General features: G+C 60.5%; 13 protein-coding genes, 1 tRNA gene and 2 rRNA genes (1 of these 16 running past the window's edge). 1 reads left to right on the top strand and 15 read right to left on the bottom strand.

Annotated features, from left to right (window positions below):
- Nucleotides 1-74: 74 nt before the first annotated feature.
- The 12 genes from EP165_RS08655 to EP165_RS08600 all read right to left on the bottom strand — a co-directional run bounded on the left by EP165_RS08655 (nucleotide 75) and on the right by EP165_RS08600 (nucleotide 12,012).
- A complete protein-coding gene (locus EP165_RS08655; RefSeq protein ID WP_127521483.1) occupies nucleotides 75-1,358 on the bottom strand; it encodes a TRAP transporter large permease in 1,284 nt (427 codons plus the stop codon).
- Nucleotide 1,359: 1 nt separating this feature from the next.
- Nucleotides 1,360-1,869, bottom strand: coding sequence for a TRAP transporter small permease (locus EP165_RS08650; RefSeq protein ID WP_127521481.1), 510 nt, complete (start codon nucleotides 1,867-1,869; stop codon nucleotides 1,360-1,362).
- A gap of 16 nt (nucleotides 1,870-1,885) precedes the next feature.
- Nucleotides 1,886-2,791 carry a TRAP transporter substrate-binding protein gene (locus EP165_RS08645; RefSeq protein WP_245440084.1) on the bottom strand — a complete coding sequence of 302 codons (906 nt, stop codon included), beginning with the start codon at nucleotides 2,789-2,791 and terminating at the stop codon, nucleotides 1,886-1,888.
- A 308-nt stretch (nucleotides 2,792-3,099) separates the two neighbouring features.
- The gene (locus tag EP165_RS08640; protein ID WP_127521480.1) at nucleotides 3,100-3,768 is read right to left on the bottom strand and encodes a GntR family transcriptional regulator; all 669 of its coding nucleotides are present in this window, start codon (nucleotides 3,766-3,768) and stop codon (nucleotides 3,100-3,102) included.
- Nucleotides 3,769-3,777: 9 nt separating this feature from the next.
- Nucleotides 3,778-4,851 carry an ABC transporter ATP-binding protein gene (locus EP165_RS08635; RefSeq protein ID WP_127521478.1) on the bottom strand — a complete coding sequence of 358 codons (1,074 nt, stop codon included), beginning with the start codon at nucleotides 4,849-4,851 and terminating at the stop codon, nucleotides 3,778-3,780.
- A complete protein-coding gene (locus EP165_RS08630) occupies nucleotides 4,844-6,574 on the bottom strand; it encodes an ABC transporter permease (RefSeq protein WP_127521476.1) in 1,731 nt (576 codons plus the stop codon). The genes EP165_RS08635 and EP165_RS08630 overlap by 8 nt, the downstream gene beginning before the upstream one ends.
- A 61-nt stretch (nucleotides 6,575-6,635) precedes the next feature.
- Nucleotides 6,636-7,730 carry an ABC transporter substrate-binding protein gene (locus EP165_RS08625; RefSeq protein WP_127521474.1) on the bottom strand — a complete coding sequence of 365 codons (1,095 nt, stop codon included), beginning with the start codon at nucleotides 7,728-7,730 and terminating at the stop codon, nucleotides 6,636-6,638.
- Nucleotides 7,727-8,578: an alpha/beta hydrolase gene (locus EP165_RS08620; RefSeq protein WP_127521472.1), complete on the bottom strand. Its 852-nt coding sequence runs from the start codon at nucleotides 8,576-8,578 to the stop codon at nucleotides 7,727-7,729. The genes EP165_RS08625 and EP165_RS08620 overlap by 4 nt, the downstream gene beginning before the upstream one ends.
- 120 nt (nucleotides 8,579-8,698) lie before the next feature.
- Complete coding sequence (locus tag EP165_RS08615; RefSeq protein ID WP_127521470.1) at nucleotides 8,699-9,529, bottom strand: carbon-nitrogen hydrolase family protein; 831 nt, start codon at nucleotides 9,527-9,529, stop codon at nucleotides 8,699-8,701.
- Entirely contained in the window at nucleotides 9,526-10,431 is a 906-nt protein-coding gene (locus tag EP165_RS08610) for a proline iminopeptidase-family hydrolase (protein ID WP_127521468.1), read from the bottom strand. The genes EP165_RS08615 and EP165_RS08610 overlap by 4 nt, the downstream gene beginning before the upstream one ends.
- Nucleotides 10,432-10,639: 208 nt before the next feature.
- On the bottom strand, nucleotides 10,640-11,335 hold the full coding sequence (locus EP165_RS08605; RefSeq protein WP_127521466.1) for a helix-turn-helix transcriptional regulator: 696 nt from the start codon (nucleotides 11,333-11,335) through the stop codon (nucleotides 10,640-10,642).
- Nucleotides 11,332-12,012: an RraA family protein gene (locus EP165_RS08600; protein ID WP_127521464.1), complete on the bottom strand. Its 681-nt coding sequence runs from the start codon at nucleotides 12,010-12,012 to the stop codon at nucleotides 11,332-11,334. Before EP165_RS08600 ends, EP165_RS08605 begins: the two co-directional genes overlap by 4 nt.
- A 71-nt stretch (nucleotides 12,013-12,083) precedes the next feature.
- On the opposite strand from EP165_RS08600, the gene EP165_RS08595 reads away from it, so the two are divergent.
- Complete coding sequence (locus tag EP165_RS08595; protein ID WP_206075887.1) at nucleotides 12,084-12,992, top strand: LysR family transcriptional regulator; 909 nt, start codon at nucleotides 12,084-12,086, stop codon at nucleotides 12,990-12,992.
- A 196-nt stretch (nucleotides 12,993-13,188) separates the two neighbouring features.
- Here EP165_RS08595 and EP165_RS08590 read toward each other — a convergent pair.
- The 3 genes from EP165_RS08590 to EP165_RS08580 all read right to left on the bottom strand — a co-directional run.
- Nucleotides 13,189-13,265, bottom strand: a tRNA-Met gene (locus EP165_RS08590).
- 121 nt (nucleotides 13,266-13,386) lie between these two features.
- Nucleotides 13,387-13,501 (bottom strand): 5S ribosomal RNA (gene rrf / locus EP165_RS08585).
- Between the two features lie 88 nt (nucleotides 13,502-13,589).
- Nucleotides 13,590-14,329 (bottom strand): 23S ribosomal RNA (locus EP165_RS08580) (it continues 2,066 nt past the right edge of the window).

The following is a 14,329-nucleotide window of genomic DNA, read 5'->3' as shown; positions in this document are numbered from 1 at the left end:
ATAACGGTGCGCCCCCGTCACAAAGACAGGGGCGCACCGGTCACAACGCATCGGCGCGTGCCTTAAGGCAGTGGCTATTCCAGACCCATCACCAGGTTCGGAAGGAATAGCGTGAGCGCCGGGATATAGGCGATCAGCAACAGCACCACCAGCAACGGGATCAGCATCGGCAGAGCGGCCGCTGCTATTCGCTCCATCGGCTCTTTGGAGATGCCCACCATGATGTAGAGGCCAATCCCCATCGGCGGTGTGGCCACGCCCATCAAAAGCGCCAGGGTAAACACCACCCCGAACTGTATCCGGTCGATACCCATCTGGTCGACGATGGGGAGCAGCATCGGAACCAGGATCAGGGTGATCGGGACGCCTTCCACGATCATCCCGAGCAAGAGCACGACGGCGATCATCAGGATCATAAAAATGTGCTTGTTGTCGCTGACAAACACGATGCTGTTGGCCAGGTACTGGGGCGCCTGCTCGATTGCCAGCAGCCAGCCCATCACCTGTGAGTAGCCGACAATGATCATGATGATGCCGGTAATGATCGCGGTCTCTGTCACTGCCTCCCACAGCTTGCGCGCATCGAGCGTCCGGTAAACGGCCCCAAGCAGCAGCGAATAGACACATGCCAGAACACCGGCTTCGGATGCGGTGGTGAAGCCCCACAGCATTGCGCCGAGAATGATCGCAGGTGCAACCAGCGCCGCCAGCCCGTCGATCGCCTCCCGCAGGACAACGCGAGCCGGCGCCTTTTCCTCACGCGGGAAATTGTACCGGTCAGCGACCATCCTGTTGTAGATCATGAGAGACACGCCAACCAGAATGCCGGGCACGATGCCGGCCAGGAACAGGCGCGCCACGGAGGTCGACGAAAGAAAGGCGTAGATGATGAGCGGAATAGACGGCGGAATCAGCGGCCCGATCACGGACGAAACGACGGAAAGGGCCGCGGCAAAATCTGCCGGATAGCCTCGTTCGCGCATCGCCTTCATCTCGACGGTGCCAAGCCCCGCCGTGTCCGCGACCGATGCCCCCGAAATCCCGGCAAACACCATCGATGCGACGACGTTGACCTGCGCCAGGCCGGCTTTGGTGTGCCCCACCAACGCCGTGGCAAACCGGAAAATCCGATCGGTCATACCGACTGCATTCATCAGATTGCCGGCCAGCACGAAAAAAGGAACGGCCAGCAGGGCGGGCCTGTCCACGCCCTCCAGGATCTGCTGCGGCATGATATGCAGCTCTGAGCCGAAGCCGGCATAGATCAAGGCGAGTATGACCGACGCACCAATGGCCATTGTGATCGGCACGCCGAGAACGACAAGCCCGACGAAAAGCGCGAAAAGCATGAAGGTCATGTCACGTTCCCTGAGTGTCTGCGGCTTTGGGCGCGGTTCCGACGACCGACCAGATCGTGTCTACGATTGTGTTGATCAGGATAAGGGCGCAGCTTGCGAACAACGGTATTGAGAGCGTGTAGCGCTCCAGTCCGACGATTTCGATTTCGCCGACCTGTGATGCGAAGATGCGGTCCATCTCCGCTAGGATCACGACCATCACGAACACGGTTACAAGACTGACGACAAGCTGCACGGCCTTCCGCAATCTGCGGCCCAGTCTGGCAACGACGAAATCAACCGTAATGTCGCGAGCCCGACGGTAGATCACGAAGAAGGTGACGAACGTCAGCCAGACGAACAGAAACGCCGTCCACGGAAATACCCAAACCAGACTTATGTCGAAAACGGCCCGGGACGTGATGTTCAGCGTGTTGATCGCCAGCATCGTAATGAGGATGACGTTTGCGAGCAGTAGAAACCCGCGCTCGCAAACGTCCAGTCCGAGACGTACAAGTCGGAGTGATTGCACGAAGATCACGCTTGTCTCACCTGGTTGACGCTACAGCGTCCAGGAAACCTTCCGGCAGCGTACCTTCGCTTTCTAGGTCCCCATAGAACCCGGCCATGCGCTCGATGAAGTCCGCATTGTCGATTTCGTAGTATTCGACACCGGTTGCCGTCATGCGCTCGATCGACTCTGCCGCGAACTTTTCCATCAGCTCCGCACTATAGGCACCCGCCGCCTGCTGCGCGCGGTCGACAGCGTCTCGCAGTTCGGCATCGAGCCCGCGATATGCCTTCGTGTTGACCATGAAGGCGATACCCTGCGATTTCGCATCGTGCCGGATGATATGCGGCGCGACTTCATAAAAACGCATGGGTTCGACAAGCCCGATCGGGCTGTTGGCCGCTTCAACGATACCGGTATCGAGAGACTGATAGACGTCGGTCCAGTCGAGCACCCGAACATCGGCGCCCAGATGCGTCCAGATGTCGACCGCGAGCTGGTTGTTGTGCGACCTCAGCTTGATGCCGGACATTTCGCTCAGATTGCGCCACGGCCTGGTGCTGGCCTGCACGTTGTATGGGCCCCTGACGAAGTCGGATTCCTTGCCGATGATCGATATTCCGGCCAGTTCCTCGACTTTGCCGAACCAGCTCGTGACAAGCTCGGTTTCCAGAAACCGGCTCCAGTGAGCGCGGTCGTCGAAAATGAACTCGGAGCCGATCCATTTGACCTCCGGCACCCACTTCTGCAGGAAGCCGCTGTCTTCGGGATAAACGTGGATCAAACCGGCCTGTAGCTGTTCCAGCGTTACCTCGGTGCCGCCGAGCTGCTCGGAGGGAAAGACATCCACGGTCAGCCGGCCATTGCTGAATTCCGCGACCTTGTCAGCGAACACCTGGAACGAACGGCCTTCGGGGCTGTCTGGCGGAACCTTGCTCGCCATGCGCCATGTTTCCGCGGATGCGGGAACTACCGCGGACATAACGAGGAATGCCGCCGCACCAAGAATGGCAGCCGGCAGCCCTTTGCGATTGAATGGGTTTGGAGCCCGGCGGAAGCCGAGGCGAATTTTGTCAAATGCGATCATTTTTGCACCTCCCTCTGCAAATCCATGAAGTGCGAACTTAGCGGAGCCGCAACTCCGGGAAAGCTGCAACATCTTGCAGGTCAATCGCGTCGCAGCGCCAAGCGTTCGGTGGCCGGGTGCCGGGCCGTGACTGGACCGGCAACACGACCTGCTTGCATAGGGTATCAGCCGGTCCGCCGCTCTTTTGCAACTGCGTCCAGAGCGCCCTGCTCGGTTTTCCATGCCGTCAGATGGGCTTCGATCAATCCTCGAAGCCGCGCCGCGTCTCTTGCCTCCAGCGCGGCTACCATCGCCAGGTGATCGGCGCTGGAACGGCGTACGTTGGAGGCAATCGACCAGCTCGACCAGTCGCCGGGAAGGTCGCGCTCGCGCAACTCATTTGTCAGGTTTACCAGCGTGGAGTTGCGTGCCGGCGCAATCAATGCGCGGTGAAACAGATGGTTGCGGCGGCGCATCTCATTATAGGGAACAACATCAACCCCCTCGTCGAATGCGACGGCGGCAGACCGTATCTCCGCGATGTCCGCTTTCGTTGCGCATTCCACGATATCGTCGACAGCCGAAAGCTCGAGCAACAGGCGAACTGCCGTAATTTCCAGCCGGAGTTCGGAGGACGGCTGAACCACCCGGAAGCCACGGTTGGGGATGTGCTCTACCATCTGCCGTGAGGTGAGGTTTGCCAGGGCAGTGCGTACCGCGCTGCGTGTGCAGTCGTAGCGCCGTTGCAGGTCGACCTGTCGGAGCCATTCGCCGGGGCGCAGTCCCCCCAGCAGGATGTCGCTGCGCAGCGCCTCCGTCACATCGACCGTATCGACAGGTTCCGTTTCTTCCACGCCACTCTCCTACCGCTCCGCCTCGAAGACCATGGCGTCTTCGTTGCGGATCCATATTTTGCCGCCGCCCCGCGGCCTCGGCTCGTCCAGGCTCAGACGCATCTCCGTTCCTGCAACCCGGACGACCTGTTCGAAATGGTCGCCGAGATAGTTCTCCATGCCGAACTCGACCGCCACTTCGGATGCGTTGTCCGCCTTGGTGCAACTTATGAGATGCGGACGAACGGCGAGCAATTGTTTCCCCGCGTTCAGATTGCCGAGTGGGGTCTGGGCGCGAATGACCTGCCCGTCCGCCAGCCTGACGTCGCATCCGCCCGCCTGCGCGGCCGCACCGCCTGTCACTTCGATAAGGTTGGCATTGCCTATGAAGCTGGCGACGAACGGGTGGACAGGTGTGCGATAAATCTCCTGCGGCGTGCCGAGCTGAACGATCTTGCCGCTGCGCATCACCACGATCCGGTCGGACATGGCAAGAGCCTCGTCCTGATCATGTGTCACATAGATGGTCGTCAGCCCCAGCTCCCGCTGAATATCCTTGAGCCAGACGCGCGCCTGCTGCCGCAATTGGGCATCGAGGTTTGAGAGCGGTTCGTCAAGCAGCAGCAGGGGAGGCCGGAAAACAATCGCCCTTGCCAGGGCAACGCGTTGCTGCTGACCACCCGACAGTTCGCCCGGGTACCGTTTGGCGAGCGGGCCGAGCCCGACGAGATCCAGCACCTCGGAGATGCGCTTGTTGCGTTCAGCTGCCGGTATCTTTCGCAGTTTCAGGCCCAGACCGACATTGCCTTCAACGGTCATATGCGGCCACAGGGCGTAACTTTGAAACACCACGCCGAAGCCCCGCGCCTCGGGTTGAAGGAACGTGCCATCCTCGGCGTCGAACAGCACGTTGTCGCCGAAGCTGATGGATCCGCCAGTCGGGCGGTCCAGCCCGGCAATGGTCGACAGAGTGGTCGACTTGCCGCAGCCGGAAGGCCCCAGCAGGGTCAGGAACTCGCCATTCGCAACGGTGATGTTGACCTTGTCTATCGCGAGTGTGTTGCCATATCTGCGCGAGACGTTCTTCAGCACCAGTTCAGTCATAGATCTTAACCTTAAATAGGATGCGCGCGAGGACAAGAAGCACCGCAATCATCACGATCTGCAACGAGGCAAATGCGGCCAGCAATCCCACCTCGCCATTTGTCCAGAGCGACAGCATCGAGACACCCATGACTTCAAGACCGGGAGCCATGAGAAAGATCGCGATCACATAGGACTTCAGGTGAAACACGAAGAGCAGGATGAAGCTGCCCAGCAGCGCCGGCCGCAGCAAAGGGATCATGACGATCCGCATCGCACCGGTCCAATCCGCCCCGACGGTGCGAGCCGCCTTGTCGAGATCGCGGCTAACCTGCACGATGGCAGGCTGAATGACACCAAGAGCAAGCGGCAGTGTCGCCATAACGTAAGCCACGACGATGATACCGATATTGCCGCGCAGCCAGCCCATCGGCGGAAGAATGATTGCAGCATAAAAGACACCGAGGCCGGTGATCAGACCCGGCACCACCCGCGGCGAATAGGCGAGCGCCTCAAGAGTGCCGGTAAACCGGAAGGTCGAGCGCTGCACGACAAGGGCAACGGCCACCGCAAGCGCCGTACCCAGCGCGGCCGAGATAAGTGAGATTTCGACGGTGTTCACGATGGCCCGGATGTTTGCCTCATCCGCAAACAACTTGCTGAAATTGTTCAAGGTCAGAACCTTGGACAACGGAATGAGCGGCGACAGAAATGTCGTAAAGGCGCGGAGGAAAATCCCCGAGATCGGCACCACTACGGTGACAAGCAGGATAAGCGCCGTGAGCGCCGCCAACGGCCAGCGCAACCGACCGAGACCAAGCGGCATCGGGCGCGACCCTTTGCCTTTGACCGTCTCATAGCGATGGCCTTGCCGCAGCAGAATTCGTTGCAGGACCAGGGTCGAGCCGACAAGCATCATCAACAGCAGTGACGACGCTGCTACGAGGCCATGATTGGGCGAAGAAGAAGCAATACCTTCCCCGTACAGAAACGCCGACAGCGTTTCGATCCGGGCCGGCCGGCCGAGAAACAGCGGAATGGACAGCGTCTCGACAGCGATGACCAGATTGAGGGCCGTGGAGGTGATGATGGAGGGAACCATCAGGGGCAGCGTCACCCACCGCAGCACCTGCAGGGGTCCGGCACCCACCGTTCGCGCCGCGCTTTCCAGCGAGGAGTCCACCGAACGGACTGCGCCGTAAAGGCAATACAAATATGCCAGTGGCGCCTGGGAGATGCCGGCAACCAGTGACATGCCGCCTATGGAATACAGGTTCCAGGGCGCGCTCGACTGCTGCGCGATCGCCTGCGTGACAAAGCCGGAGGGCCCGTACATGACGACCCAGCCCAGCGCAAAAATGAGATGCGACAGATACAGGGGCCACATCAGCACGTCGCCCATCAGTTTGCGGCCAGGCATATCCGTCCGGCCGATCAACAGGGCGGCGGAAATGCCGAGAACCTGAGCGATGATCACGCTGAACACGGCAAACAGCCCGGTGGTCGCCGCCACCTGGCCGACACGTTCGGACCGAAAGATGTCGGTGATGTTGCCAAGCGTGAACTGCCAGTCCTGCGCATACAGCGGACGGTCGACAAATACCTGCAGAAGGATGGGGAGGGCCGGCGCCAGCATCAGTGCCGCCGTCACCACGAAAATAAGCCATTGCGCAAGGCGGGCGCGGTCGAAATGAGCGCCTTGCGCTGGCATATGCGGCATATCCGTCATGGTCACGTGAGACATCGCTAGTCCTTATGGCCAGCGCCGGGCCCGGGGCGAAACCCCTTGGGCCCGGCGCCCGTAATCACATTTTGAAAGCTTCGCCCCAGCGGGCGTTGAACGCTTCGAAATTGGCTACCATTTCAGGGTCGTAGTCGATGACGATCAGGTTTTCTTCCCCGCCAACTGCCGCGATCACCTCATCCAGCGAATAGGCATTTTCCGCTTCCGGCACGACGCCTGGGCGGTATGCCGTCAGATTGCCTGCTGCGACCCCGTACTGGCCGGGCTCGGACAGGACGAAATCGAGAAAGAGGCGGGCAGCCGACGGGTGCGGGGCGTCGGCCGTGATAGCCATGCCGCGCATGAAAACCGGCGTGCCGTCGGACGGAAACGTCCATTTCAGCACTTCCCCGATGCCATCATCCAGCTTGTTGAACACGACCGGCCCCGAAACGAAAAACGACGAAGCCAGTTCGCCCGAAAGCGTACGCTCGATCATGCCGCCCGCACCGCCGCCGGGACGGGTCAGCGGTCCAGCCGACGAGAACCAGTCCCATGCCTTGTCGCCGTGGTAGTCCACGAATGCGTAGCCGATCGATCCGCCGAACGCATAACGCCCGTCATAGGTGCCGACCTTGCCTTCGAACACCTCCGGGTGGCTGACGATGTTGGCGAAATACTCTTCCATGGAAGAGACCTGCAGTTCCTCGGGAACGGTGATCTTGTTGTAGATCGTCACCATCGGGTCCGACGAGAATGTGTAGAGCCCGGCCTCCTTGTAGGACCACTCCGGCAGATTGGGTATCTCGGGCGAATCGTAGTCTGCAATGATCTTCCCGCCGTCCAGCGCATGCATCCAGTCCGGGATGGAATTGGCGATCACCAGATCGGCACTTGCCACGCCGCTCGCAACCTCGGCCTCATAACGTGAGAAGGCTTCCGACGGTCCCATGTCGATGGATTCGATCTTGATGCCGGGATAGACCTCGTTGAACGCCTTGACCACCGGGCCGAGATTGGCGTTGGAAAGGTTGGTGTAGATTAGCAATGAGCCTTCGGTCTCGGCCTTGGCTATCAGATCGGCATAATCTGCCGGATAGCCTTCCGGCACCGACTGGGCATTTGCCGCACTGGCCATCAGCAGTGCCGCGGCCCCCACGATCCAGTATCGAGTCATGATTGTCTCCTGACGATAGAGCTATTGGTGCTTGCTCTTTCTTCAAACAGCCAGTCCTGCAATATCTGCGAGGCGGCTTCGGCGCAGGGGGCAAGCTGATGTCCCACACCGGGAAGTTCAGTGATCGTGGCCGGCGTCCCGAAGGCGCTCAGGCTCATGTGCAGCGCGCGCGCCTTGTCGACCCGCGTCGCACCCGCAAGCCCGGCATCGGATGACCCGAAGCGGGCACCGGGGCCACGGTTGACCAGGCTTGACGATCGGTCGTCGGCTCCGACCAGAATGGCAGTCCGAAGGGCCTTCAGACCCGTCAGGTCAAGCGGCTCCATGACGCTTTCTTCTGCATCCTTGAGCCCCGGCCACCATGCAACATCATCCCGCATCAGCGTGACGCTTCCGGGTGCGGCAATGATCACGCCCGCAAAGTCCTTCGCCCGAAAGAGCGCGAAACGCTGAACGAACTGAGCACCACCGGAAAAGCCGAACAGAAAGAGTTTCCTGGGCCGCGCCTGCAAGCGGTCGATCGCTTCACGCAGAATACGGTCCATGAGTTCAAGGTAATTCGTCGCGCCCAGGTTCAGGAACTTGTAGTCGTCGGAGATGTCCTCGCCGCCGCAATGTGCTGGGAACAGCGGAACCAGAAGCGAAACCGCGCCCTCCAGATCCAGCCCCGACAGCAACCCCGCCACATCGCGATCGCTGCCATGCGCGGCAATCACCAGCGGCGCATCGGCGTCGCGCCCGGCCCGCAGCGCATACCTCCAGCAGGTTCCCGCAAGCGCGTGTGCGGGCAGCTCGGACAACGGGTCCGGAGTGGGCAGGTTCGGCACCGGTGATGGCGTCGGGTTCACGTCAGTCCTCCATCGCCATCGACACATGCCTTCAAGCATTGCGCCGTGATTGGCGCTAAAATTGGCGCCAATTTCTGGCACAAAAGGATCGCGCCTGCAAATCCGGAGATTTTCACCGCTCTAACCCGCATGGCTCACCTCGCCGATTGTGCGGGTTTGACTGAGGACGGGCAGCCGGCGGCGCGTCTCCGCTATCGTCTCCGGAGACAGATCGGCGCAGATGACACCGGGCTCGTCGCCGGCGGCAGCCAGCACCTCACCCATCGGCGAGACAATGCGCGACTGCCCGTAGGTGGTTACGCCATCGCGCGTCCCGCACTGTGCCGCGGCGACAACATACGACCCGGTCTCGATCGCCCGCGCCTTGAGAAGCGTTTCCCAATGCAGCGGGCCGGTAATGATCGAAAACGACGCCGGAATAAGCAGCACGCCCGCACCGGCGCTGGCCAGCGCGCGGAACAGATACGGGAACCTGAGATCGTAGCAGATCGAAAGACCCGCTTTATGATCGGCAACGCTGCTGGTCACCGCGCCCAGCTGACCTGGTGCGACAGCGCGGCTTTCGATAAAATCGCCGGCGCCGCCAAGAGCGACGTCAAAGGTGTGCAGCTTGTCATAACGCGCCACGACCTCGCCGGCCGGCGAAATCATGTGCGCGCGGTTCCAGACACGGCTGCCATCTTCGGTACGCACCAGAAGCGACCCTGTATGGACCCAGATGCGATGCTTCGTTGCGAGCCTGCGGCAAAGCGCAAGTGTCGTATCTTCGCCCTCCGACACGCAGAGCCGCGGATAATCCATCTGATCCTTGAGGAGTATGTTTGCCGCCTCCGGCAGGCTGACAATTTCAGCGCCCTGCCCGGCAGCCTCGCGCACAAGCCGTTCGATCTCGGCATTGTTGGCGGCGACATCCGCCGTCGAGCACATCTGGATCGCAGCGAAAACTGTCACGAGGCCGTCCTGTTCAGGAAATCACCGACCACGGACATGCAAAGCTCATGCTCTTCCACGTGCGGCATATGGCTGGAGTTGCCGAGGATCAGCCACTGGGCGCCCGGAATAAGATTGGCATAGGCTTCGGCCGCTCGGGGTGTGGCCTCGTCGAACCGGCCGGTTACGACCAGGGTCGGCGCCTCAACCCGGTGCAGTCGATCCTCAATCGTCCAGTTCTTCAGTGTCCCGATTACGTGAAACTCGGTAGGGCCGTTCATGGTGTGGTAGACGGTGGGGTTCGCAGCAATGGCATCGAAACTCGCTACTACCTCGTCCGGCCACGGGTCGATGCGGCAGACGTGGTTGCGGTAGAAGACATCCGTTGCGGCGAGATAATCGGGATGCTCGAAATCATTGTTCTGTTCATGGGCGCGCAGCACTTCGTGGATGCCGCCGGGGAGTTGCCGGCGCAGCGCATTCGCCTCCTCCACCCAAATCGGAAACGAACTCGGAGAATTGGCTATCACCAGCGCCTTGAGGCCCGCAGGTTTCAAAACCGCGTGCTCGGCAGCCAGCATCCCGCCCCAGCTCTGCCCCAACAGGCAATAGCGATCCTGTATTCCCAGATGCTTGAGAAGCGCGTCCAGCTCCTCAAGGAACAGCTCTACGGTCCAGAACTCCGCACCCTCGTTTCGAAGATGAGTCGACCGGCCGTTGCCGAGCTGGTCGTAATGGACAACGGCACGCCCGGTCTTCGCGATGGCCTTGTAGGCGTCGACATAATCATGCGTGCAGCCCGGGCCGCCATGCGCAACCACCAGCGGCACCATCCCGCTGTGCAGATCGCCGGTCACACGGTACCAGGTCTCATATCCCCTGAACTGAGAATAGCCTTCGCGGATAGGGACTGTGTTGAGCATACCGGTCGTCTGTTCTTGAGCTGCCAATACGCCATTGTGAAACAGACGGTCCGCAGCGGGTAAGCTGCAAGATCTTGCAGTTAGAGGCTGGCTGAACGAAGTTCTGGCGGTAGGGCGAGTGCGGAAGCCAACCGCGTTTCAGCCATCGCTGCCGCGCCGTTCAGCAGGCTTTACATGGAGTCCAGCTTGGCGGTGCCGCGCTGGCCGCTCAGCCAAGCCATCCCTGTCGCACTGCCAGCGCCACGGCATGGCTCCGGTTGCGCGCGCCTAGCTTCGACGCCGCCGATTGCAGGTGCTTCACGACCATGCTCTCCGACCGCTGGAGCTCGAAGGCGATTTGTTTGGATGACAGGCCTTCGGCGGTCAGCGACAGGCACTCCGTTTCGCGCGGCGACAGGCAGCAGCGGTCGCGCATGTGCGGCAGCGATGAATCGAGTCGGTCCTGAACCCTGTATGCGGCCAGCGAAAACTCGGCCAGCAAGCCCGCTCCATCGGTCGCGGCCAGGAACGCCGTGAGCGTCGCAAAACCGCCGTCCGGCAGATGTATGGGAACCGTGACGCCGCGTCCGATCTGCCACGAAAGCAGCCGCTCGGTAATCTCCGCGACTTCCTCCCGGATCAGGTCGCAATCGATCTCGGAGGCTTCTCCGGCATGATAGCTCCAGTAGAAAGGCCGCGTGATGCGGGCGGCGCGATTCTGGACGGGATCGGCCCGGTAGAGTGCCTTTCCGCACCAGTCTTCCACAAGAAGCTCACCCCTGCCCCTCGCCTCGATCACTTCCGGCAGGACAAATCTATCGGGCGCTGCCGAAAACGGCACCGGCGAATAATCGTAGATAAGCCCGGTTGCCGACGAAGCGAAATCGGCAAACACTCCATCGATCGAGGCCTCGATAACGGTCATCTCTCAACACTCCCCTCAATCCTGCGCGCAACGATCTCGTTCGCCCCGGAAAGAGCACCAATGAGGTCACCCTGTTTGACGCCGGCGATCGTTCGGTCGGTCAGCGCCAGAAGCGAAGCTGCCTGCACCAGAACCCCGGCAAGCTCGCTTGCATGGATGGCAACCACGCCGGACGCGTCCGCCAGGATGGCGTCGCCCGCCATGACCGGCACACCTCCAGCCGATACCGGGCGGTTCAACGCGCCGCCCAGACCCTGAATGCGCGTAGTCAGAGCCGCAGCGCCGCCGCTGAAAACCGGCAGGCCGAGCTCCACCAGCTCCTCGGTGTCCGTATGGCAACCGTCGATCACCACACCTGCCGCGCCCGAATTCAAAATTGCTTGCGCCACGCCCCCGCCCAGACATGCCGCGCGGCGGTCACCACGCCGGTCGATCACCAGAACATCACCCGGGCGCAGCTGCCCGGCAGCGAAATGCAGCAGCGTGGAATCCAGCCCCGGCAATGTCAGTGTCACCGCCGTGCCGGCGGTCTTCATATTCGCGGCGACAGGCAATATCCCGGGGTCCAGCACCCCTCGATCGAGGAAGTGGCCGAAGAGAACGGTCTCGTAGCCGGAAAGCTGGGCGAGGTGGTCGCGCGGCAGGGCGCGGGGCATCGGATCAACTGTGAAAGACATGCGCATCCCATTCATTTCTTAAATAGGAACGCCGTCGAAATTGCTATGTCTACCTATTTTTGGTAATTTCAGTGATAGTATTCTTCTATCATGGCGCATCGCCCGACATGCAAATCCACAGTCTGAGAACCTTCTATTGGGTAACCCGGTTGAACAGCTTCCGCCGTACCGCCGAGGTGCTCAACATCTCACAACCGACTGTTTCATCGCGCATTCGCGGCCTTGAAGAGGAGCTCGGCACCGCGCTGCTTCACCGCGACCGCGACCTTGCGCTCACCGAACAAGGTCGGGAGTTGCTTGCCTACGCCCAGAATGTGCTGCGCCTGACCGAGGACCTTTCCTTTTACAAGGCGAACCAGCCTGTCGAAACGCGGCTCAGGATGGGAGCCAACGGACCGGTTGCGGCAACCTGGCTCATGCCTCTGGTTCAAGCGCTCGAAAAGACCTTCCCTGACCTTCGTCTCGAAATCGAGGTCAATCAGACGTCGACGCTTGCCGACCATATCGCGGCAAACCAGCTCGAACTGGCCTTCGTATCTGGCGAATTGACCAATCCTGCGCTGCGCATTCAGAAGCTCGGCGCCTACAACATGGTGTGGGCGGCCAAACCTGGCATGGCACCTTCCAGCCTGACCGACGAAGAACTCAGCCGGCTTCCGATAGTCGGCTACAGATGGCCGTCGCCGGTCCATCCGTTCACACACCTGCCGGCGTCACGCGCCAACAGGCATCATCGCTTCACACAAAGCGACAGCCTTTTCATGATGATCCGCCTCGCAATCGAAGGCGTCGGTTTGATCCTCGTGCCCAGGGCCGCAATTCGCCGCGAGCTCGAGGCCGGACTTCTCTGCATAATAGAGGCGCAGACGAACCCGCTGCCTCTGCCCGTTCTGATCGCCCGCCCCCGCGCTCACGACAGCGAAGTCACGTCCAAGGCAGTCTTGCTTGCCCAGAAACTCATGGACGAAGTCGTTGAATAGACGGAACTTCGACCATTGCAGGCCTGATCAGGGAAACACCGGACTGTGCCGGGAAATAACAAAGAAGATTCTGGTTGCGGGGGGACCGATTTCAACCTGCGGCCTTCGGGTTGTGTTCCACAGGACGACGAGATGACTCGGCAAGGAAAGCAACGCTTTCCGCGAGCCGAAGCGCAGATTTGAGAAGCTGGGGATTTGGTTGCGGGGGCAGGATTTGAACCTGCGACCTTCAGGTTATGAGCCTGACGAGCTACCGGGCTGCTCCACCCCGCGTCACCAGATGCGCAAAAGCGCATCGAAAATTGTTCTGAGAAGCTGGAGAGGCTGGGTGCAGCCGGTCGAGCCGCCGGTGCGGCGATCGTGAGAAACGAGAAGCTTGATATGCGTTTGGCAGACCTGGCAGCGACTTACTCTCCCGCGTCTTAAGACGAAGTACCATCAGCGCTGGAGCGTTTCACGGCCGAGTTCGGAATGGGATCGGGTGCAGCCGCTCCGCCATAACCACCAGGTCAGCGAAAAGCATATCAAACTGAGAAGCTGGAATTCAGGCGGCTTACAAGCCGCCGTGCCATCTTGCGATGGACACAAGCAATGAGAACGATCAAGCCAATCGAGTTATTAGTACCGGTAAGCTTCATGCGTTGCCGCACTTCCACACCCGGCCTATCAACGTGGTCGTCTACCACGACTCTCAGGGAATACTCGTTTCCAGGTCGGTTTCCCGCTTAGATGCCTTCAGCGGTTATCCGTTCCGTATATAGCTACCCTGCTATGCGGCTGGCGCCACAACAGGTCCACCAGAGATACGTCCATCCCGGTCCTCTCGTACTAGGGACAGATCCTGTCAATATTCCTACACCCACGGCAGATAGGGACCGAACTGTCTCACGACGTTCTGAACCCAACTCACGTACCGCTTTAAATGGCGAACAGCCATACCCTTGGGACCTGCTCCAGCCCCAGGATGCGATGAGTCGACATCGAGGTGCCAAACAACCCCGTCGATATGGACTCTTGGGGGTCATCAGCCTGTTATCCCCGGCGTACCTTTTATCCGTTGAGCGATGGCCCTTCCACACGGGACCACCGGATCACTATGACCGTCTTTCGACTCTGCTCGACTTGTCAGTCTCGCAGTCAGGCAGGCTTATGCCATTGCACTCAGCGAACGATTTCCGACCGTTCTGAGCCCACCATCGCGCGCCTCCGTTACTCTTTAGGAGGCGACCGCCCCAGTCAAACTACCCACCATACACTGTCCCGGACCCGGATGACGGGCCGCGGTTAGACATCCACGAAGATAAGGGTGGTATTTCAAGGATGGCTCCACGCGAGCT

It is taken from the genome of Mesorhizobium sp. Z1-4 (genome assembly GCF_004000235.1).
Classification (GTDB): Bacteria; Pseudomonadota; Alphaproteobacteria; order Rhizobiales; family Rhizobiaceae; genus RCIO01.
The sequence above is the reverse complement of the archived record's forward strand: the minus strand, read 5'-3'. Positions and strand labels throughout refer to the sequence as shown.

Bases quoted from the DNA above. Each gene is read 5' to 3' on its own strand.
- EP165_RS08655 (WP_127521483.1), bottom strand. From the start codon at position 1,358: ATGACCTTCATGCTTTTCGCGCTTTTCGTCGGGCTTGTCGTTCTCGGC.
- EP165_RS08645 (WP_245440084.1), bottom strand. From the start codon at position 2,791: ATGGCGAGCAAGGTTCCGCCAGACAGCCCCGAAGGCCGTTCGTTCCAG.
- EP165_RS08635 (WP_127521478.1), bottom strand. From the start codon at position 4,851: ATGACTGAACTGGTGCTGAAGAACGTCTCGCGCAGATATGGCAACACA.
- EP165_RS08630 (WP_127521476.1), bottom strand. From the start codon at position 6,574: ATGTCTCACGTGACCATGACGGATATGCCGCATATGCCAGCGCAAGGC.
- EP165_RS08625 (WP_127521474.1), bottom strand. From the start codon at position 7,730: ATGACTCGATACTGGATCGTGGGGGCCGCGGCACTGCTGATGGCCAGT.
- EP165_RS08610 (WP_127521468.1), bottom strand. From the start codon at position 10,431: ATGCTCAACACAGTCCCTATCCGCGAAGGCTATTCTCAGTTCAGGGGA.
- EP165_RS08605 (WP_127521466.1), bottom strand. From the start codon at position 11,335: ATGACCGTTATCGAGGCCTCGATCGATGGAGTGTTTGCCGATTTCGCT.
- EP165_RS08600 (WP_127521464.1), bottom strand. From the start codon at position 12,012: ATGTCTTTCACAGTTGATCCGATGCCCCGCGCCCTGCCGCGCGACCAC.